Below are 20617 nucleotides of genomic sequence, written 5' to 3'. Positions count from 1 at the left end.
ATGACTGACGGAACCATGATCGAGAACCGCACCTTCGACGAGATAAAAGTGGGCGATACCGCCAGTATCTCGCGCACGCTGACCGAAGAGGACATCCAGCTTTTCGCGCTCGTGTCCGGCGACGTGAACCCGGCGCATATGGACGCCGACTATGCCGCGACCGACATGTTCCGCCGCGTCATCGCGCACGGACTATGGGGCGGCGGTCTCATCTCCGCCGTGCTGGGCACCGAACTGCCCGGCCCCGGCGCGATCTATCTCAGCCAGTCGCTGCAGTTCACGCGGCCGGTAGGCCTTGGCGACACGATCACGGCGTCGGTGACGGTGGCGGAAAAACGCGCGCACCATGATATCCTGTTCGATTGCCGCTGCGTCAACCAGGACGGCGAGGAAGTCATCAGCGGCCAGGCCGAAGTCAAGGCGCCGGCCGAGAAGGTCCGCCGCCCCCGTGCGGCGCTGCCGGAGGTCAGCCTGCGCGACCATGACGGCTACCGCAAGCTGATCGAGATGACCGCCAATGGCGTGCCGGAACCGACGGCGGTGGCTCATCCCTGCAGCGCGGCCGCCATGCTGGCCGCGATTGAAGCCGCCGAAGCCAATCTCATCATGCCGATCCTGGTCGGGCCGGAAGCGAAGATCCGCAAGGCGGCCGAAGACGCCGGCAAGGACATTTCGCCTTTCCGCATCGTATCCGCCGCCCATAGCCACGAAGCGGCGGCAAAGGCCGTGGACCTGGTGCGCGGCGGCGAAGCGAAGCTGTTGATGAAAGGCTCGCTCCATACCGACGAATTGATGGGCGCCATCGTGCGCTCCGCCACGGGCCTGCGAACCGAGCGCCGGATCAGCCATGCCTATGTCATGGACGTCCAGAACCATCCGACACCGCTCATCATCACGGATGCCGCGATCAACATCGCGCCGACACTCGAGGAGAAGGCGGACATCATCCGCAACGCCATCGACCTTGCCCATGTCATCGGCATCGCGGAACCGAAAGTGGCGATCCTTTCCGCCGTGGAGACTGTCAATCCCGCGATGCAATCCACACTCGACGCCGCTGCCCTGTGCAAGATGGCCGATCGCGGTCAGATCACGGGCGGCGTGCTGGACGGACCCCTGGCTTTCGACAATGCGATCAGCGAAGCCGCCGCGAAGGAGAAAGGCATCGTCTCGCCGGTGGCGGGCAAAGCGGAAATTCTCGTCGTGCCAAACCTGGAGGCTGGCAACATGCTGGCCAAGCAACTCACCTTCCTGGGCGGTGCGGACGCGGCAGGCATCGTGCTGGGCGCGCGCGTGCCGATCATCCTCGCCAGCCGGGCCGACAGCCTGCGCACCCGCCTCGCCTCCTGCGCGGTCGCGGTGCTGATGGCGCGCGCCGCCACCAAGGCCGCGCCCGGCCTGCCGGGGACGGCGAGCGCATGAAAGCCGTCGTCGCGATCAACTCCGGTTCGTCCAGCATCAAGTTCTCGCTGTTCACGCTCGATGGCCGGGACGGGCTGACGCTCTCGGCAGGCGGCAAGATCGAGAAGATCGGCATCGCGCCCAGCCTGCGGGCCCGCTCCGCGACGGGAGAAATCCTCATCGAGCGGGACTGGCCGGACGGCGCTGCGCTCAGCCATGCGGATCTCCTGGCGGACCTCTTCGCCTGGGCGGGAGATCATCCGCTGGAAGGGCGGGACGTGATCGCCATCGGCCATCGCGTGGTGCATGGCGGCCTGGACTTCGTCACGCCCCGCCTGGTCGATGCCGACCTGCTGGACAGGCTGGAAACGCTGTGCCCCCTCGCCCCGCTGCATCAGCCGCACAACCTCGCGGCGATCCGCGCGATCGCGAAGCTGAAACCCGACCTGCCGCAGGTCGCCTGCTTCGATACGGCCTTCCACCACGACAAGCCGGACGTCGCCTCGCGCCTGGCCATCCCGCGCAAGTTCCACGATCAGGGCATCCGCCGCTACGGCTTTCACGGCCTGTCCTATGAATATGTCGCAATGCGTCTCGCGGAGATCGACCCGGCGCTGGCCGCGGGCCGCGTGGTCGCGGCGCACCTGGGCAACGGGGCCAGCCTCTGCGCCATGCGGGACTGCAGGAGCGTCGATACGACCATGGGCTTCACTGCGCTCGACGGCCTGGTGATGGGCACGCGCTGCGGCACTATCGATCCCGGCGTGATCCTGCACTTTCAGCTCCGCATGGGCATGAGCGCGGCCGATGTGGAGGACATGCTTTACCGGCAGTCCGGCCTGCTCGGCGTGTCCGGCCTGTCGAGCGACATGCGGGCGCTCGCGGCCAGCGATGCGCCGGAAGCGGAAGAGGCGATGGCGCTGTTCGCCTGGCGCGCCGCGCGCGAGACGGCCGCGCTCGCCTCGTCGATGGGCGGGCTGGACGGCATCGTCTTCACCGCCGGGATCGGAGAGAACGACGCCGCGATGCGCCAGCGTATCTGCGCACGCCTCGCATGGCTGGGCGTGGAACTCGACGAACAGGCGAACGCTGCCGGCGCCCCGCTTGTCAGCACGCCCGGCAGCCATGTCGCGGTGCGCGTCATTCCCACCGACGAGGAACGGATGATCGCGCTCCACACCTTGCATGTGCTGGGGGAGAATCCATCATGAGGCGCGCGATAAGCCTTGCCGCCATCGCGCTTGCCACCCCTGCCGCGGCTCATGCCGCATCGCCCGTCGAAATCCTGATCAGCGATGCCGGGCAGGAGGACGAAACCGGCGCCGTTCTGGTCGATCTGCGCCTGCTCAATGACAGCGGCGATCCGCAGGGCATGGCCCTTCCGGACCGCATCGAAGCGCAGGTGGAGCAGAGCGGCGTCTCTCGCACCGTCTGGCTGGAGCGCATGGCGACGACGCCTCCAAACCCGATCATTCCACCTGGCGGTTTCACGCGCGCGACCTACCGGCTTGCGCGGAGGACCAATCTGTCGCTGGAAGGCGCCGCGATCTCCGTTCCCGCATGGGGCACGCGGCAGATCACGCTGGCATTGCGGCCCGCGGACCGAGGGGCGCAAATAGCCACGAACACCTCCGCGCAATCCGGGCCTCCCAACGCGCCGGGGTTGGAAAACAAGGCTGTGCCGCCTCCCTCGGACCGGTCGGCGGGCAACGCCTTTTTCGCCAACCTGTCGGCCTATGAACCGATCTATGCTGTCTATGGTCCGAGCACCGACAGCGCCGCACGCATCCAGATCAGCTTCAAATATCAGATTTTCGGAACGAGACGCGCCCAGGGCTTGCCACTTTCCTGGCGCGACGGACTGCATTTTGCCTATACCCAGCGCATGTTCTGGGATCTTGGCGCGGATTCCTCGCCGTTTCGTAACATCGACTATCAGCCGGAACTCTTCTACCTGACCCCTTCAGCTACGTTGACACGCGGCATCTCGCTGAGCGCACAGGGCGGCTTTCGCCATGAATCCAACGGTCGCTCCGGTCTCGATTCCCGCAGCCTCAACACGCTCTATGTGGCGCCGATGGCCGCCTTCCCACTGGGCGGCGGCTATCGCCTGTCGGTAGCTCCGCGCTTCTCCCTCCTTGTCGGCGACAAATCCGACAATCCCGATATCCGCCGCTACAGGGGCAATAGCTCGCTCTTCCTGGAAGTCGGGAAAGATGACGGCCTACGCCTTACGACATCCACGCGGTTCAGCGTCTCCAGCGGCAAAGGCGCACTCGCCGCCGATCTTTCCTATCCGCTCTCGCGGCTATTGGGTGGGGGACCCGACTTCTATCTCTTCGGCCAGAGCTTCATCGGCTATGGCGAGAATCTGCTCGACTATGATCGCCATACGACCCGTTTTCGTCTGGGCGTGGCACTGGTGCGTTGAAACCCGCCTTCATGCACATCACGCACTTGAGCGACGCCTCCTGCGACATCAGCGCTTCCTGCTCGACTTGAGGTTGCACTCTGGCAATAGTCGACACGCTCACAGCAAAAGTTCCGAGTCACCAAGAAGGAGCCCTTCACATGCCGTCACAATCGAGGCGCTATTCCAGCCCCTATGGTATGGCCGACCCGGCATTGGAGACCAGTTGGGGCTGGGTCCTGGCTTATGGGCTGCTCGTGATCCTGATCGGCGTTTTTGCGCTCCTCAACCCAATCGCGACGGGCTTCGCGACAGGTGTTTTCCTTGCCGTGGCGCTCCTCATATACGGAATACTGGCTATCGCGGCCGGGTTGTCCTCGCTCTCCCGGCGCGCACGCTGGATCGAGATCCTCCTCGGCGTGCTGAGCCTCGTCGCGGCCGCCATCACTTTCTTCAATCCCTTCGCCGGGGCCTTGACGCTCGTCGCGCTGATCGGCGCCTGGTTGCTCATCATCGGCGTTTTCGAAATCGTCGGCGCATTCCAGTCTGCGCATGACCGGGGCTGGCGCCTGCTACTCGGCGTTCTCGACACTGTTCTGGGCGGTCTCCTCCTGTTCAGCGATCCCGCGACCGGACTTGCCTTCCTGGCATTGGCGGTCGGCCTGAGCTTCCTGCTGCGAGGAACCTTCCTCATCATCCTCGCCATGGGTCTGCGCCGCATCGGTAAGCTATAGACTTAGTGCGGCAAGGGTGCCCTGCCCCGAACAACAAAGGAAACGCCAGGATGATCGGAGGATACAAACCGCTTTCGGTCTTGCTCATCCTGGCGGCAACGGTCGGAAATGCTCCGGCATCGAGCATTTCCGGGACTATCTGGCGCAACCCTGCAAACAGTGTGCATATCCGCGCGCAACCGTGCGACGACAGGATGTGCGGTGTCGTCGTCTGGGCTAACGACAAGGCGAAAGCCGATGCGCGCAAGGGCAGCCCGGATCCTCTGGTGGGCGCACAGCTGTTTCGTGATTTCGAGCAGGAGCAGCCCGGCGTGTGGCGCGGCCGCGTTTTCGTGCCCGATATCGGCCGGACCTTCACCGGGCGCGTCACGGTACTCGACAGCAACAGGCTCGAGGCGAACGGCTGCCTCGTCGGGCGCATCGGGTGCCGGTCGCAGATCTGGACGCGCGTCGAGAAGTAGACGCATGGATTGACAGGCTGAAAGACATCTCTCCCATCCGGCTCGCTGACCCTGCGCAAATGCGATAACGCCGAAGGCGAAATGACCGCGTGCCTGATTCTCTTCCTGATCGTCCTTGGTATCAACCTGTTGCCCGCGTTCGGTCCCCCGACATGGTCGATCATCGTTCTCTATGGCCTGACGACCGATCTGCCTGTCGCCTTGATCGTGTTCATTGGCGCGCTCGCGGCCGCTCTTGGACGTTTGCTGCTTGCCTGGGGCTTTCGATTTCTCAAGGACTATTTGCCCGCGAAACAAAAGCGCAACCTCGAAGCAGCGAAAAAAGTCGTCGAGGACCGACCGAAAAGCGCGATTTTCGGGCTCGCACTGTTCGCTCTCTCTCCGCTTCCCTCGGCGCAACTGTTCGAAGCGGCCGGCCTTGCGGGTATCAGGCTGGGGAAGTTCACAGCAGCGTTTTTCGTCGGGCGTCTCGTCTCCTATTCGATCTATGCCGCGACAGCAGGCGTGATCCGCAAATCGAGCCTGGGTGACGTCTTTACCGAGCGCCTCACCAGTCCGTGGGGCATCGCGATGCAGATCGGCATGATCATCCTGCTTGCTGCGCTCGCCCAGATCGACTGGAGCAGATTTCTGCGCTCCGACAACGATCCGCGCTCAAGCGCATGATCTCAAGGAAACAGGTCCCCGTCGCAGACGGTCCATTCGTCGGCAACACGCAAAATTGAAGACGGCGCCGAAAGCCTGCTTGGGTCAAAGCTGCGATTCCAGCGGCAGAAGGCCAATGGCCTGTGCGGTTAGTCTGCGCCAGAACGAGGCTTCCGGTTCCCGGTCGTATCGGACGGGCACGCCGTTCCGGCTCCCGGCCCATTCCACGTCGCCATCCGACGTCAGACAGACCTCATAGCTGCGGGAGGGCGCGGTATCGCGCTGCCAGATGGCAGCCATCTTCCGGGCCAGGGCCTCGGACTCGAAGAGGACGCCCATTTCCGTGTTGAGGGAAGCCGAACGAGGATCCAGGTTCATCGAGCCGATGAACCCCATATGCCCGTCGGCAGTGAAAGCCTTGGTGTGCAGGCTTGCCCGGCTCGATCCTCGCAGGGAAAAGTCCCGCTCCTGATGCTCGGGCCGCAATTCCCAGAGCTTGATCCCTGCCTCGAGCAGCGGAACACGGTAGCGCGCATAACCGCCATGGACCGCGGCGACATCGGTTGCCGCAAGAGAATTGGTCAGGACCGAGACCGAAACCCCCTTTGCCGCAATCGCGGCGAGCGCCGCCGTGCCTTCCTCGCCGGGGATGAAATAGGGCGAAGTGATTTCAAGCCTTTCCCGCGCCGCATCGAAGACCGGCAGCAGGTCGTGCATCAGCCAGTTCTTGCCCTCCTTGCCCAGCACTTTGCGCGGCGGATCGGCGATCACGCGGGCGGCGCGAGTCCAGTCGGGCCGCGTGGTCTCGGGATCGAGAAGCGAGAGCCGTTTGGCGATGCGCTCCAGATAGGGGCGCGCGGCAGCCTCATTGGCAGCGTTGCTCAATTCGGCGGCGATCCGCGTCAGCGCCACGCCAGGATCTTTCAAGGGCGAAAGCCTATCGACCGGCAACGCCAGGCCGCTGTTCCAGTAATCGTCGAAGATCTTCTCCGTCTGGGCGACGGCTGGCCCCATCACCAGCACGTCCATGTCGCGGAAATTGGTTTGCGTCGCGGCATCGAAATAGGCGTCGCCGATATTGCGCCCGCCAAGGATGGCGACGCGGCCATCAGCGATCCAGGCCTTGTTGTGCATGCGCCGGGTCACGCTGAAGGCGCGCAGCATCATTTCGATGCCGCGCCGCAAGCCGCCCTGCCGCGCCCGGGTCGGGTTGAAGATACGGATCTCGATATGCGGATGATGCGCCATGGCGATCATCGCATCAGATGTATGGCTGGTGCCGATGTCGTCGATCAGGATCCGCACCCTGACGCCGCGATCGGCCGCGGACAGGGCCTCGGCCAGAAGAAGGCGGCCGGTCAGATCGTCGTGCCAGATGTAATACATCAGATCGAGCGAGCGCTCGACCTTGCGCGCCGACAATCCACGTGCCGCGAAGGCGTCGAGATTCTCGTCCAGCAAAAGCAGGCCGCTCTCACCGGGGTGCGCATCCGTCGTGGCGCCAATACGCTGATCGAGCGGCGTCCGGCCGCGTTCGATCGACAGTGCGTAGGAAGGCTCCCCCTGCGCGCGACTGGCGAACAGGCCGTAGACCCAGGTCGCGAGCATCGACGCCGCGACGAAGCCCAGGCAGGCAAGGATGACGATCCGGATCAGACGGCAGCATCCGCCTGCGGCTGCTGGCGCACGAGCAGGACATCGCAATCGAGACGGCTGAGCAGCGCCCGCGCCGTGCTGCCGAGCACCGCCACCGTCAGGGCCGATCGACCGTGCGTTCCGATCACGGCCAGGTCGGTTTCGCTCAGCTTCACATGATTGCGGACAACCTCGCAAACCTCGCCATAGTCGACATTGATATCCAGCCTGTCGCGTGCGTCGGCGGGCAGATCGGTCCTGTCCAGAAAGGCATCCAGATCATAGGCTATCCTGGCCTGCAGCGCAGCTGCCGGCCCTTCCCGGCCCCGAAGTGCCTCCAGCGGCACGTGATAGGCGTGAACGAGAGTGATCTCGGCAGCGGGGAATGCGGCCATGGCCGTGCGAAGCGCCTGGGCCGAGCAGCCGGAGAAATCGGTTGCGACCAAGACCCGGCGATAGTGGTGCTGAGTCTTTTCCTTCACGATAAGCACCGGCGCATGAGCATGGCGTATCATGCGCTCCACGGTCGTGCCGATCAGGAAATCCCCGATATCGTCATGGCGCGAGATGCCGGTCACGATGAGATCCGCCCCGCATGCGGTTGACGCTTCCAGCACCGCCTGCGAGACGGCGCCGGTGGCGAGGCGTGTCTCGACCGGAATATCCGGGTCCGCCACCTCCGCCCGCAAGCGGGCATGAAGGCGACTCTCGGCAGCCTGCAGTCCGTCGAGCATGTCTGCGGGATCGGGATCCCTCTGAACATGGAGAAGAACCAGATGTGCGCGCCACTCGCTCGCCAGCTGTATCGCGCGGTCGCGGGCTCGGTCGCAGCGACCGCTAAAATCGGTTGGAAACAGAATCGTTCGCGGGGTCATATCGACGCAACATAGCAGCAGTGGTCCGCCAACCAAGGAACGTGTCGCCGTGTATTTGCAGGACGGACAGAAATGTTCTTCGGCAAGGATTCGCTGGCCGTCGCGAAGCAGACCGATATTATGGCCTGATCAGAAGAGGATGGATAAGATCACAACACCAGACATCATATTGCGAACCCCGACGCTCACTGCCGTGGCAACGGCCGGCGCATCCCACGCACCATCGACACGCTTCTCGCGCCGAACGCTTCTTGCCGGCACCATGACTGCCGCGCTCTGCCTGACCGCCGCTCCGATCCGCGCTATGGCGCTTGATCCAGGATCGATCGCGGCGAGCGTGGAAGCGTTACGGCCAGGAGAGTTCCTGTGGGCGCCCGAAACGGCTCCCGATGGTCCGGTGGTCATCATCGTCAGCCTCGCCAGGCAGCGGGCCTATGTCTATCGCAACGGCGTCCTGATCGGCATCTCGACCGTTTCCACCGGCGCAGCCGGCCACGAAACGCCCACCGGGGTTTTCACCATCCTCCAAAAGAAAGTCGCGCACAGATCGAACCTCTACAATGACGCGCCGATGCCCTACATGCAGCGCCTCACCTGGGACGGGATTGCCATGCACGCCGGCAATCTTCCGGGCTATCCCGCCTCGCACGGATGCATCCGGTTTCCCCTGACGTTCGCCGAGCACCTCTATGATGTCACGCAGCTTGGCCTGACGGTCATCATCACGCAGGCAAGCGAGATTCCGCGCTTTGCCCCAGCTCCCCGTATCCTGCAGGATACGGCCCGGCGCTCGTCGTTCGGGAATGCCTTTTTGACGGTCTGGCAGCCAGAGAAAGCACTCACAGGGCCGATCTCCATAATCGTCAGCGCGGCGGACCAGCGCGCCGTGGTGTTGCGAAACGGCATCGAAATCGGTTCGGCGCCTGTCGCCATCCGCGGCAAGATCTCCGGCCTTCAGGCCTTCAACCTCGCCTCCATCGACGAACACGGGACGCATTGGATGTTCCTCCCTGTATTTGGCGGTGCACAGACGGGGGAAGTCTCGCGGCAGGACCGGGAGCGGCTAATCCTTCCCGAGGACTTCAGACGGGGCCTGCTGTCGGTGCTCAAACCGGGAAGCACGCTGATCGTCACGGCCGATACCCTCGAAAGCGGGAGTACAGGCACATCCCTGACCGTGCTCACGGGCGAGGATGCCCAAGCGGATACAAACGAACGATGACGTTGTGCAATCCCGACTTCGCGTCCATCGCAGCGTCTTACCGCCTGATTCCAAACAATCCCCTGCCGTAATTGCGAAGACCGGCCTAATTACGACATACTCACCAGAGGATTTGACTTCGATGTCCCGATCATTGCGCGTTCCAGTTTCCCTTGCCGCCGCCATCCTGCTGGGGCTGTCCTCGGCGGCTCCGTCACTGGCTGAAACCGCGCCCGCTGCGCCACCTTCGGCCGACGCCACGGCAATCGCGGTACCCGACGGATTTGAGTTGGCGCCGGACGGCACAACTCTTGTCCACGTGGCCAGCGGCCTGCGCTTCCCGGAGGAATTCGAGGGCTTTACCCGCCTCAGGGAACGGGCATTCGATCCGGGCGGCGAGTATATCGCCATCGGCTACGACCGGCCACTCGGCACCGGCGACGATCGCATCGTGGTGCGGATGGCGGTGGTCCATATCGACCAGATGCCGCCACGCGACCACTATATGATCATGCGTCAGGCTACGATGTCCCATTTTGCCGCGCCGACCATCGTGTCGGAAGGACCGGCGACGATCCCAACCAATCGCCGCCTCAAGGCCTATCGCGGAACTTTCACCGGCTATCGCGACGGCAAACCATGGCGTTCCAGCCTGACGACAGTCGACTATGGCTATTGGAGCGGACGCATGACGGCCGCCTATCCCGAAAGCGAAGCTGCCGAAGCTGAGAAATATCTTGGCGTGCTGCTGGCGGAAATCCGCGCGCAGCGCCCAAAGGCGCCGAAACGGTAGACTGGGGACGATGCCCGCGCGAAACCGCTCACTTTGACGGAGCAAGCAGCGAGAGGAGGCGCCGCCAATCTTGTTCGATCATCCGCCAGCGAAAAACGGCAAGCATGTGGGTCAGCAATCGGGAAAGATAATTCCTTTCCCGTGATCGGGCTACGATTTCGTGGACCTCCCTTTCGGTCCACGGCTTCCATTGTCCAGCGACGGCGATCATGTTCGAGCGGAAGGCCGTATCGCTTCATCTCGCAATATACGCTCGGTTTCCGTTATCCGAATGGGGATTGCCGCAGTTATTGAGCGACGTAGTGCAAGTTATCCTTGCCCAGTTCGGCTCCCGTTCCGCTATTTCCTGGGCTGGAAGCTGATGCGGCTTGTAAGCCCCTCTAACGCGCCTCTCACTCATACGCGACGTTCCGCAGCGATCAAAGCGGCCTGATAGGCCGCATCCTCACCCATAATCGCACGCGCTGTCGCGATTAGTTCAGGACTCGCATTACGTGGACGACCCGTATCGAACGGGGGGCTGGATCATATTCGATCGCGAGTTACGTAATTTTTGCAGTCTCTTCACCCCGAAGTTTCGCAAGAAGACGGATTCCGAAATCGATCCCCGCGGTCATGCGAAGGCCAAAGCTGTGAACATAGCCGTCATGCACGTCGAAACCATATTGGAGGCAGCCGTCGAACCGGATGATCTGGAATTGGCGCTGCCTCTCATGAGCCGCCTGCAGGAGGCCATGATCACATGAACTAGGCCGGGTCTCTCCAATCTCTATGGATTCAAGCGTGACGGCCCCTTCACCGAGTGCCGATTTCAGCGTGGTGCGACAAATGTAGACCGATTCAAGTAGGGATTGCTGAGCTATGCCGGCTACCAATCATCGTCAGGGTTTCGTCAGGAAAGACTGTTGAACTTTTTCACGGCATTTTACGAAGGACACCATGAGCCGACTAAGATCCCATCCCGAACGCCATGCGGTGTCACGCATCGGCTGGCTACGCGCGGCAGTGCTGGGAGCCAATGATGGGATCGTTTCGACCGCGAGCCTCATCGTCGGCGTCGCAGCCTCCGGCGCGGGCAAGGCCAATATCCTGGTCGCAGGGATGGCGGCGCTGGTGGCAGGCGCCATGTCGATGGCCGCCGGCGAATATGTCTCGGTCAGCTCTCAGGCGGACACGGAGAATGCCGACCTCGCCCGGGAAAGAGGTGAACTCGCCGTTCAACCGGTGCTCGAGCATCAGGAACTGGCGGACATCTATGTCAAACGCGGTCTGAATGAGGAACTGGCCCGGCAGGTAGCCGACGAACTAATGGCAAAGGATGCGCTGGCCGCGCATGCCCGCGACGAACTCGGCATTTCCGAAGTCGTGACCGCCCGCCCTATCCAGGCCGCGCTCACATCCGCCGCAACTTTCAGCACAGGCGCCCTCATGCCCCTGATGTTGGTCGCCGTCGTTCCGCATGATAGCCTCGTCGCAATCGAGGTCGCGGCAACCCTGTTGTTTCTCGCACTGCTGGGCGCGCTTGGCGCCTGGGCCGGGGGCGCCCGCCCCATGAAATCAATCCTACGGGTCACATTCTGGGGCGCGCTGGCCCTGGCTGCGACCGCGGGCATCGGGAGGCTGTTCGGAACAGTGGTTTGAACCACGCTGCTCACATCGTCAGGATTCGGTCAGTGAACACCCGTAGCCCTTCCAGCTGGAAAGGCGAACGTGATGACAAATTCTGAATATACAAGGACATTCAAGGTTTGGGACACGCCGCTACGGCTATTCCATTGGCTGCTGGTCCTAGCGATCTCGATCGCGTTTCTCTCTTCCGACGACGATAGTCCGATCGCATCGTGGCATATGGTCGCAGGATGGTCTGCTGCTGCCTTGCTTGCGTTCCGTCTGATCTGGGGCTTCGTCGGAGGCGAGCATGCCCGGTTCGTGAATTTCATTCGGCCAACAGCAATCGCCACCCATGCACGCGACCTTCTAGCTGGCCATCCTCGACGTTCCGTGGGTCATAATCCACTGGGCGCGATCGCAGTCGTGGCGCTGATCGGATTGACCGGAATCGTCATCTGGAGCGGCAGCAGCGTTGCGGCAGGCGGCATGGACAAAGACCTTCATGAAGCCCTCGCCTACAGCCTGCTTGCTTTGATCGGGCTTCATGTCGGCGCCGTGCTGTTGATGTCGCTGCTCACCGGCGAAAACCTTGTTCGCGCGATGATCAGCGGCCGCAAGAAGAACAGCCTCTATCCGAATGTGCGTGAGGCTCGGGGACCAGGCTTGTTTGCGGCTCTACTTGGTGCCGCAGCGATCGTTCTGGCAATCATCGCCATTGTCATGGTGGATCCGACCGCCTTCGCGCCGCAGCAACGCCATTCCCATCACGGTTCGCACGAGGAAAGGGATTGAAAACATCGGTTGATGGTCTGGTAGAAAGCTTCAATCCTTCTTGCCTTTCGTTCCTGGTGGAAAGTCTACATTAAACCCATGCGCCTTCTCATCGTCGAAGATAATGAGCGAATGGCGGCACTGATCGCCGACGGTCTTCAGCGCCGGGGCTTCGTGTGCGATGTTGCCCATGATCTCGCACAAGCCGACGCTGCGATGGGCAGCGCGAGCTATGATGCCATCATACTCGACCTCGGCCTGCCCGACGGCGACGGGATCGACTGGCTCGCGAGCCGCCGAAAATATCAGCAGATGCCGCCTGCCATCATCCAGACCGCGCGTGGGGCGCTGGAGGATCGCGTCACCGGTCTCGATTCCGGCGCAGACGATTATATCGTCAAACCCTTCGAGATCGACGAGCTCGCCGCGCGCATCCGCGCCCTGCTGCGCCGGCCTGGCGTTCGAACCCAGCCCGTCATCGAAGTCGGCATGCTGCGTTTCGACACGGCAAGCCGCTCTGCCAGCATTGGCGATCGCGAGATCGACCTTTCGCGCCGCGAGGCGGACCTTCTGGAACTGCTGATGCGGCGAGCCGGCACGGTGGTCCATCGCGAAGTGATCGAGAACGCGCTCTACAGCTTCAACGATCCGGTGACCCCCAATGCGGTCGAAGCCGCCATTTCGCGTCTGCGCCGCAAGCTCGAAGACACGGGCGTGGCCGGCGCGCTCCATACCGTTCGGGGTGTCGGCTATATGCTGAAGGACGGGAAGGCATGACCGTGCAGCGCTCCATCTCACGGCGCCTCAAACGCGGTTTGGGCCTGATTGGTGTGGCGGGCACCGTTCTGCTGCTGGCGGCGGTCGCCTTCTTCTACAGTGTCACCTTCACACATCTCGATGCACGCGCGGCGATGATCCGCGCGATCAAGGAAATGCTTGAGCATGTCGCTCTGCCGCTTGTCGTCCTGCTCGTTCCCGTCGCGATCATGGTGCTCCGAGTGATCCGCCAGGCCTTCGCACCGCTGGAAGATGCCGCCGCCCGGATCGAGGCTGCACAGGGCCACGAACGAGGGTTCCGCATCGATGCGTCGCAAATGCCCGCCGAGGCGCTACCCTTCGTCTATGCGGTCAACGATCTGTTGGCGCGGCTCGATCAGGCCGCGCGGCGGCAGGAAGCGTTCGCCGCCGACGTCGCGCACGAGTTGCGCACGCCGCTCGCCCTCCTGTCTCTCGAACTCGACCGGCTTGACTATGACGACGCCGCGCGCCTCAAGGAAGACGTGGCGGCCATGCGCCGGCTGATCGACCAACTCATGCTGCTCGCGCAGATCGACGCGGCGGAGGCCGCCCAGACCGCTCCCGAACAGGTGTCACTCGCGGATGTGGCGAGCGAGGTCGTCAGCGCCGTGGCGCCGGGGATCATCGCACAAGGCAAGCTGATCGCGTTCGATACCCGCGGTCAGGCTGCGGTCGTGAACGGCAGGCGCGAAGCGATTGCGGCAGCGCTGCGCAATCTGATCGAGAATGCCGCGCGCGTGACGCCGGCTGGTGGCACGATCCAGGTCTTCGCCGGCCCCCACGCGCTATTGGGCGTGCGGGACGAGGGCCCTGGGCTGGCGCTCGAAAGGTTGCGCGACCTTGTGCAACGCCACCGCCGCGCCGACCATGCGAGCAAGGATGGCGCCGGCCTCGGCCTCGCTATCGTCGACCGGATCATGGCGGCCCATGGCGGCACGCTTGAGACCGATCCGGCCGACCGTGAACTGGTGCTGCGTTTTCCCGCGACCTGATCTTCAATCCTCATATCCCGTCAGGGTTCGGTCAGGAACGCTCCCTAGCCCGAGCGCATGTCCAGACGATACACCCTCATTGCGGGCGCCGCGACGATCGCCTTGATTCTATCAGGCCTGTGGTGGTTCGCCAGTCGGCCGGTCGAGACGGGCAACTCCGCGCCGGCAAGCAACGCCCAACCGACAGATGGGATCCTGGCGGTGGATGCGCGCCGCGCCGCGCAGATGGGTATCCGCCTTATGCCCGCGACGGCAGCCGCGGATGCGGCGCTCGCCACCATCCCCGCGATGATCGAGCCTCCCGCCAACGCCCGGGTGGCGGTGGCCGCGACCTTTCCCGGCACCGTGTTGCGGACTCTCGTGGTCGAGGGCGACAGCGTGCGGCGGGGCCAGCCGCTGGCGATCATCGCCAGCCGCGACGTGCTGACGATCGGCGCGGACCTCAGCCGCGCGAACGCGCGGCGTGGCGTAGCCGAGGCCAATGCCGCGCGGCTCTCCCTGCTCAGCCGCGAAGGCATCATCGCAGGCGCGCGCGCTGACGAAGCCAATGCCATCGCAGCCGAGGCTCGCGCCGACGTTTCGGAAAAGTCGCGCATCCTGGCGATGGTGGGCGGTCATGGCGCCAGCGGCTCCTATACGCTGACGGCTCCTATCGCGGGTCGCGTCACCAGCGCCTCCATCCAGACCGGCAATCCGGTGGACGGCACCACCGCGCCCTATGTGATCGACGCGACGGATCGCTATGAAGTGGTCGGCCAATTGCCCGAACGGCTGATCGGGCAAGTGCGCCCCGGCATGAGCGTGCGGCTACTTCCCAACCTCACCGGCCGGATCGTCGCGGTGGGAACGGCCATCGATCCCGCGACCCGTTCGGCCGGCCTCAAGGCGGAGATTCCGGCCGGACCCGGTGTTGTCGCGGGGCGCGCAACCAGCATCGTCATCGTCGGCCCGGCGCCGGCGGGCGCGGTCAGCGTGCCCGATACGGCGGTCACCATGATCGACGGCAAGCCGGTTGTGTTCGTGACCGCGCGCGGCGGCTTTGCCGTGCGCGCCGTGACCGGCGGCGGCGGCAGTGATGGCCGCACGGTGCTGCTCTCCGGGATCAGGCCCGGTGAACAGGTGGTGGTTTCCGGTACGAGCGCGCTCAAGGCGCTCGCCACCGCGCAATAGGCTCTCCCGATGCTGCGTTCGCTTGTCGCCACCGCGCTGTCCTATCGTCTGCTCGTCCTGATCCTTGCCGCCGCCACGGCCGGGCTCGGGGTCTGGGCTTTTGTCAACTTGCCGGTCGATGCCTATCCCAACATCGCGCAGACCCAGGTGAAGCTGATCCTCAAAGCCCCCGGCATGACGCCGGAGGAGGTCGAGAGCCGCGTCATCACGCCGATCGAGACGGAGATGCTCGGCATTCCCAACCAGGCGATCCTGCGCTCGAGCGCCAAATATGCCATCGCCGACATAACCATCGACTTTACCGACGGCACCGACATCTACTGGGCGCGCCAACAGGTCGCCGAACGGCTGGCGGGCGTGACGGGCGATCTGCCTGCTGCCGTGACCGGCGGTCTCGCGCCGATCTCGACGCCCCTGTCCGACGTCTACATGTTCACGATCGAAGGGCCGCTGTCTCTCCAGCAGAAACGCGAACTGCTCGACTGGACGATCCGCCCGGCGCTGCGCACAGTGCCCGGCGTCGCGGACGTGAACGCGCTGGGCGGCTATGTTCGTACCTTCGAGGTCCGGCCTGATCCGGTGGCGCTGGCGAGCGCGAAGCTCTCGATCTCCGATCTGCGCACCGCGATCGAAAGCGGCAATCGCAATGACGGCGCGGGGCGCCTGACCGATGGCGAGGAATCGCTGATCGTCCGGGCCGTGGGCGCGATCCGCAGCGTGGAGGATCTGCAAACGCTGGTCATCGCCAGCCGGGACGGCCGCATCGTCCGCCTGGGCGACGTCGCCACAGTCGGCACCGGCAGCCTCACCCGCTATGGGGCGGTGACGCGCGGCGGCAAGGCCGAGGCGGTGGAGGGCCTGGTGATCGCGCTGCGCGGCGCGGATGCGCGGGCGGTGGTCGATGGCGTGCGGACGCGGCTTGCCGGGCTTCAGCACAGCTTGCCCGCAGGCACGCAGATCCATGTCTTCTACGATCGCTCCGATCTGATCGGGCGCGCGGTCGGCACGGTCGAGGAGGCGCTGCTGGAAGCGACCGTGCTGGTCGTCGTGCTGCTGATCCTGTTCCTCGGCGACTGGCGTGCGGCCACGATCGTCGCGGCGACCCTGCCGATGGCCGCGCTCATCACCTTCCTGTTCATGCGCGTCATGGGGCTGTCCGCGAACCTCATGAGCCTCGGCGGGCTCGCCATCGCGATCGGGATGCTGGTCGACGGCGCGGTGGTGGTGGTCGAGAATGTCGTCGAGCGCCTGAGCCATGCCCAGGGCGAGGACACGCCCCGACTCAACCACGTATTCCGCGCAACCAGCGAGGTGATCGTGCCGGTGTCGGCGGGCATCGTCATCATCGCGCTCGTGTTCCTGCCCCTGCTTTCGCTGCAGGGGCTGGAGGGCAAGCTGTTCGCGCCCGTCGCGCTCACCATCGTCTTCGCGCTCGCGGGCTCCCTGCTGCTCGCCCTGACGCTGGTGCCGGTCCTTGCCTCCTTCAGCCTCAGGAGCGGCCATCATGGTGAGCCATGGATCATGCGGCAGATCGGCCCGCGCTACCAGGCGCTGCTCGACGCGGCGTTCGCGCACAAGAAGCTGGTCTATGGTCTCTCCGCCACCGGGCTGGTGCTGGCGGGCCTCGCTTATGGCGCGGCCGGGAAGACCTTCATGCCGACGATGGACGAAGGCTCGGTGATCGTGCAGCTTACCAAGCTGCCCTCGATCAGCCTGGACCAATCGGTGGCCGGCGACATGGCGGTGCAGCGCGCGCTCCGCACCGTGCCGGAGGTGGAGGACGTGATCGCCCGCGTCGGCTCCGACGAGATCGGTCTCGATCCGATGGGACCGAACGAGACCGACAGCTTCGTCCAGTTGAAGCCGCGCTCGCAATGGCGCGGGGACAAGGATTTCGTCGTCGGGGAAATGCGCAAGGCGCTGGACGGCCTGCCCGGTATCCAATCGAGTTTCACCCAGCCGATCGAGATGCGCGTCTCGGAGATGCTCACCGGCGCGCGCGGCGATCTAGCGGTCAAGATTTTCGGGCCTGACACCGCAACGCTCGCCGAGCTCGCGGGTCGGATCCAGGATATCCTGTCCGGCATCCACGGCTCATCGGAGGTCCTGACGGTCGCCAACGACAATGTGGACTATCTCCAACTCGACATCGACCGCGCGGCGGCGGGGCGGTTCGGGATGCCGGTCGACCAGTTCCAGGACGCGCTGCGCGCACAGGTCGAGGGCGTGCGGTCCGGGGTCGTGGCCGAAGGTCAGAAACGCATTCCGATCGTCATTCGCGGTGACGACGGCATCCGGAGCGATCCGGCCCGTTTCGCCGACCTGCAATTGCGCACGCCCGATGGCACGCTGGCGCGTGTCAGCGACATGGCGCGGGTGGAGCGCACGCAGGGACCGGTGAAGCTCGATCACGAGAACGGCTCGCGCTTCGCGCTGGTGCAGGCCTTCGTCTCCGGCCGCGATCTGGTCGGCTATGTCGATGAGGCGAAGGCGCAGGTCACCGCCAAGGTACGGCTACCGGCAGGCTACAGCATCGTCTGGGGCGGTCAGTTCGAGAACCAGCAGCGCGCATCGGCCCGGCTGATGATGGTGGTGCCCGTAGCGCTGGTGTTGATCTTCCTCGTCCTGCTGGCGGCGCTGCGCTCATTGCGCGCCGCGCTGCTGATCCTCTCCAACATCCCCTTCGCGATGGTCGGCGGGCTGATCTCGCTGTGGCTGTCGGGCGAGTATCTCTCGGTCCCGGCGTCGGTGGGGTTCATCGCCCTGCTCGGCATCGCCGTGCTCAATGGGTTGGTGCTGGTGGCCTATTTCCGCCAGTTGCGCGCCGACGGGGTGGGTATGGCCGAGACCGTGCGCCTGGGCGCGCAGCGTCGGCTGCGACCGGTGCTGATGACTGCCGGCATCACGGCCTTCGGCCTCGTCCCCCTGCTGTTCGCCAGCGGGCCGGGGTCCGAGATCCAGCGGCCGCTCGCGATCGTGGTGATCGGCGGCCTCATTACCTCCACTTTGCTGACGCTGGTCCTACTGCCGATCCTGTTCGAGCGCTTCGGGGAAAGCGCCGGGGAGGCCGCTAATGCCTGACCTGCTGTTCACCCTCCATTGCGCCACCCGCGATACCGAGCTTCTCGTGGACGCGATCCGCGCCGTCTCCCCCACGCCAATCCATGTCCGCGGGGAAGCTGTGCGAGGTCGCGATTTTGGCGATGCGGGAACCGCCGAGCGCGTGTCGGGCGAATTGAAGCGTTCGACGCTCGAACTGATCGTGAGCGCAGACGCGGTGCCCGACCTGCTCCGCACCGTAAAAGACGCGCGGCGCGATCTGCCGGTCCGGTGGCGCACGACGCCCCTGCTCGATCATGGAAGGATCGCCTGATGCGGATCGTACTCGCCGCTCTCGGCCTTCTGACGGCCGCGCCTGCCCTGGCCCAGCATACCGATCTGCCGCCTGCCGACAAGGTCAACGAAGCGCTCGACAATCACCCCAGCGTCGCCGCCGCAATTGCGCGCGTCGAAGCCGCACGGGCACGCGGCGATATGCTGCGCAAAGGCCCCCACGAAGTGACGGTGAGCGGCAGCTACATTCGCCGAACCGTCGATCGCGAAGGCGGGTTCGACGAATTCGATACGACAATCAGCCGCCCATTCCGCCTGCCGGGCAAGGCCGCGCTCGACCGCGAAGCCGGTGCGCTCGGCATTGAGGTCGCGGAAAACCAGATGGAGGATGTCCGCCATCAAACCGCGCTGCTGCTGGCCGGCTATTGGCACGACTGGCTCACTGCGGGAAGCCATTATCGCAACGATCTCGACAGCGTCCGCGGGCTGGAGGAGGCAATCGCCGCCATAAAGCGGCGGGTCACGCTGCGAGACGCCGCCCAACTCGACCTCGACCAGGCGCAGGCGGCGCTGGCTCAGGCGCGCGCGCAGGCCGCATCGTCACTCTCGCTGCGCGAACAGGCGCGCGTGACCTTCGCAGCGTCCTTTCCGGAAATCCCGCTCCCCTCCGAACCACCAGAACTGGCCGACCCCATGCTGCCCGCCCAGGGGCTGGAAGCGATGCGCGACCTGGTAATCGAGCGCAGTCACGAGATCCGCGCCGCCGACAAGGAAGCGCAGCGTCTGAACGTGACTTCGCGTCGGGTGCGAGCGGATCGCATCGCAGACCCGAGCTTCGGCGTCCGCCTGTTCAGCGAGCGCGGCGGCGCGGAAGCCGGCGCGGGCGTGGTGGCTTTAATCCCGCTCGGCGGTGGCTATCGCAGAGCCGCAGCCGATCAGGCGTCAGCCGAGGCCAATGCCGCGCGCATGGAACTCGCGGCCGTGCAGCGCAGCATCGAGGCGACCGCCAATGCCGACCTTTCCAACGCGCACACCCGGCTCGATGCCTGGCGCAATGCCGACGCTTCGGCGCGCAGCGCCGGCGACGCCGCCGAAAGGACGGTGCGCGGTTACCAACTCGGGCAGATCGACCTCTCCGATATGCTCTATGCCCGCCGGCAGGCCAATGACGCGCGCCGAATGGAAATCGAGGCGCGCTCCGAAGCCGATCGTGCTCTGCTCAAGATCCAGATCGATTCCCACAGCATCTGGGCACCAGATGAAGCGGGGCACGACTAGCTAACATACGGCAAGCAAACATTCTCGACATGAAACGAGCCTGCACTTAGAGGATGCTGCGTGACCGAAGCTCGCAAATTCCTTGTCCGGCACCATTGGCTGTGCGCGCTCCTGCTAGGCGCTGCGCTGCTCGTGAAGGCGTTGGTGCCGGCGGGTTTCATGCCGGTCGTCTCGAATGGCGTGATCCTGGTCCAGCTGTGCTCGGGGCAAGGGCCTCAGAAGATCGCAATCAAGTTGCCGAGCAAAGGCGGCGAGCAGGACCATGACGAGCACAAGAAGGCGGAAGCGCCTTGCGCCTTTACCGGCCTGTCCTCGCCATCGCTCGCGGCCGTCGATGCGCTGCTCCTAGCCGTCGCCCTCGCCTTCATCCTCGCAACGGTTTTTCGGCGTCCAAACCGCATAGTCCTCCGGCGCGGCACCTATCTGCGCCCGCCGGCGATCGGTCCTCCCACCACCTGATTCCTTCGACATTCCCCGTTGATGGGCGCCCCTCGCCGGGGCGCCGCATG

The 20617-nt window shown here is 64.6% G+C and carries 21 protein-coding genes; 18 read left to right on the top strand and 3 right to left on the bottom strand.

Going from position 1 to position 20617, the window contains the following annotated elements; all coding sequences use genetic code 11:
• The 6 genes from SCLO_RS02600 to SCLO_RS02575 all read left to right on the top strand — a co-directional run bounded on the left by SCLO_RS02600 (position 1) and on the right by SCLO_RS02575 (position 5672).
• Positions 1–1422 (top strand): bifunctional enoyl-CoA hydratase/phosphate acetyltransferase, encoded by a 1422-nt coding sequence (locus SCLO_RS02600; protein ID WP_021690796.1) that lies wholly within the window; start codon positions 1–3, stop codon positions 1420–1422.
• On the top strand, positions 1419–2612 hold the full coding sequence (locus tag SCLO_RS02595) for an acetate/propionate family kinase (protein ID WP_021246276.1): 1194 nt from the start codon (positions 1419–1421) through the stop codon (positions 2610–2612). The genes SCLO_RS02600 and SCLO_RS02595 overlap by 4 nt, the downstream gene beginning before the upstream one ends.
• Positions 2609–3832, top strand: a complete 1224-nt coding sequence (locus tag SCLO_RS02590) for a phospholipase A (protein WP_021246275.1) — start codon at positions 2609–2611, stop codon at positions 3830–3832. Before SCLO_RS02595 ends, SCLO_RS02590 begins: the two co-directional genes overlap by 4 nt.
• A 179-nt stretch (positions 3833–4011) precedes the next feature.
• Positions 4012–4545, top strand: a complete 534-nt coding sequence (locus SCLO_RS02585) for an HdeD family acid-resistance protein (RefSeq protein WP_086400778.1) — start codon at positions 4012–4014, stop codon at positions 4543–4545.
• Positions 4546–4595: 50 nt separating this feature from the next.
• Positions 4596–5006 carry a DUF2147 domain-containing protein gene (locus tag SCLO_RS02580; protein WP_021246273.1) on the top strand — a complete coding sequence of 137 codons (411 nt, stop codon included), beginning with the start codon at positions 4596–4598 and terminating at the stop codon, positions 5004–5006.
• Between the two features lie 81 nt (positions 5007–5087).
• Positions 5088–5672, top strand: coding sequence for a hypothetical protein (locus SCLO_RS02575; RefSeq protein WP_021246272.1), 585 nt, complete (start codon positions 5088–5090; stop codon positions 5670–5672).
• 84 nt (positions 5673–5756) lie between these two features.
• Here SCLO_RS02575 and SCLO_RS02570 read toward each other — a convergent pair whose 3' ends face one another.
• Both SCLO_RS02570 and SCLO_RS02565 read right to left on the bottom strand, forming a co-directional pair.
• Positions 5757–7259, bottom strand: coding sequence for a phospholipase D family protein (locus SCLO_RS02570; RefSeq protein WP_021246271.1), 1503 nt, complete (start codon positions 7257–7259; stop codon positions 5757–5759).
• A 44-nt stretch (positions 7260–7303) separates the two neighbouring features.
• Complete coding sequence (locus SCLO_RS02565; protein ID WP_021690797.1) at positions 7304–8161, bottom strand: universal stress protein; 858 nt, start codon at positions 8159–8161, stop codon at positions 7304–7306.
• 49 nt (positions 8162–8210) lie between these two features.
• Between SCLO_RS02565 and SCLO_RS02560 the strand changes: the two genes are divergently transcribed.
• Both SCLO_RS02560 and SCLO_RS02555 read left to right on the top strand, forming a co-directional pair.
• Entirely contained in the window at positions 8211–9383 is a 1173-nt protein-coding gene (locus SCLO_RS02560; protein ID WP_231923325.1) for a L,D-transpeptidase, read from the top strand.
• A 121-nt stretch (positions 9384–9504) separates the two neighbouring features.
• Positions 9505–10155: a hypothetical protein gene (locus SCLO_RS02555; RefSeq protein ID WP_021246268.1), complete on the top strand. Its 651-nt coding sequence runs from the start codon at positions 9505–9507 to the stop codon at positions 10153–10155.
• A gap of 28 nt (positions 10156–10183) precedes the next feature.
• On the opposite strand, the gene SCLO_RS23755 is transcribed toward SCLO_RS02555, so the two are convergent.
• Complete coding sequence (locus tag SCLO_RS23755; protein WP_062066092.1) at positions 10184–10366, bottom strand: hypothetical protein; 183 nt, start codon at positions 10364–10366, stop codon at positions 10184–10186.
• Between the two features lie 283 nt (positions 10367–10649).
• Here SCLO_RS23755 and SCLO_RS02550 point away from each other — a divergent pair, with 283 nt between their 5' ends.
• From SCLO_RS02550 to SCLO_RS02505, 10 genes are all read left to right on the top strand, one after another.
• Positions 10650–10901, top strand: a complete 252-nt coding sequence (locus SCLO_RS02550; RefSeq protein WP_021246267.1) for a hypothetical protein — start codon at positions 10650–10652, stop codon at positions 10899–10901.
• A 193-nt stretch (positions 10902–11094) separates the two neighbouring features.
• Positions 11095–11796: a VIT1/CCC1 transporter family protein gene (locus SCLO_RS02545; RefSeq protein WP_021246266.1), complete on the top strand. Its 702-nt coding sequence runs from the start codon at positions 11095–11097 to the stop codon at positions 11794–11796.
• Between the two features lie 72 nt (positions 11797–11868).
• The gene (locus SCLO_RS02540) at positions 11869–12558 is read left to right on the top strand and encodes a cytochrome b/b6 domain-containing protein (protein WP_021246265.1); all 690 of its coding nucleotides are present in this window, start codon (positions 11869–11871) and stop codon (positions 12556–12558) included.
• Between the two features lie 78 nt (positions 12559–12636).
• The gene (locus tag SCLO_RS02535) at positions 12637–13314 is read left to right on the top strand and encodes a response regulator (protein WP_021246264.1); all 678 of its coding nucleotides are present in this window, start codon (positions 12637–12639) and stop codon (positions 13312–13314) included.
• Positions 13311–14327: a sensor histidine kinase gene (locus SCLO_RS02530; RefSeq protein ID WP_021246263.1), complete on the top strand. Its 1017-nt coding sequence runs from the start codon at positions 13311–13313 to the stop codon at positions 14325–14327. The genes SCLO_RS02535 and SCLO_RS02530 overlap by 4 nt, the downstream gene beginning before the upstream one ends.
• 57 nt (positions 14328–14384) lie before the next feature.
• The gene (locus tag SCLO_RS02525) at positions 14385–15497 is read left to right on the top strand and encodes an efflux RND transporter periplasmic adaptor subunit (RefSeq protein ID WP_021246262.1); all 1113 of its coding nucleotides are present in this window, start codon (positions 14385–14387) and stop codon (positions 15495–15497) included.
• A gap of 9 nt (positions 15498–15506) precedes the next feature.
• The gene (locus SCLO_RS02520) at positions 15507–18578 is read left to right on the top strand and encodes an efflux RND transporter permease subunit (protein WP_021246261.1); all 3072 of its coding nucleotides are present in this window, start codon (positions 15507–15509) and stop codon (positions 18576–18578) included.
• On the top strand, positions 18571–18870 hold the full coding sequence (locus tag SCLO_RS02515) for a DUF3240 family protein (RefSeq protein ID WP_021246260.1): 300 nt from the start codon (positions 18571–18573) through the stop codon (positions 18868–18870). Before SCLO_RS02520 ends, SCLO_RS02515 begins: the two co-directional genes overlap by 8 nt.
• The gene (locus SCLO_RS02510) at positions 18870–20108 is read left to right on the top strand and encodes a TolC family protein (protein ID WP_021246259.1); all 1239 of its coding nucleotides are present in this window, start codon (positions 18870–18872) and stop codon (positions 20106–20108) included. Before SCLO_RS02515 ends, SCLO_RS02510 begins: the two co-directional genes overlap by 1 nt.
• Before the next feature lie 60 nt (positions 20109–20168).
• Positions 20169–20567, top strand: coding sequence for a DUF2946 family protein (locus SCLO_RS02505; RefSeq protein WP_021246258.1), 399 nt, complete (start codon positions 20169–20171; stop codon positions 20565–20567).
• The last annotated feature ends 50 nt before the right edge of the window (positions 20568–20617 follow it).

It is taken from the genome of Sphingobium cloacae, from assembly GCF_002355855.1.
Classification (GTDB): Bacteria; Pseudomonadota; Alphaproteobacteria; order Sphingomonadales; family Sphingomonadaceae; genus Sphingobium; species Sphingobium cloacae.
This window is presented reverse-complemented; position numbering and strand designations above follow the sequence as displayed.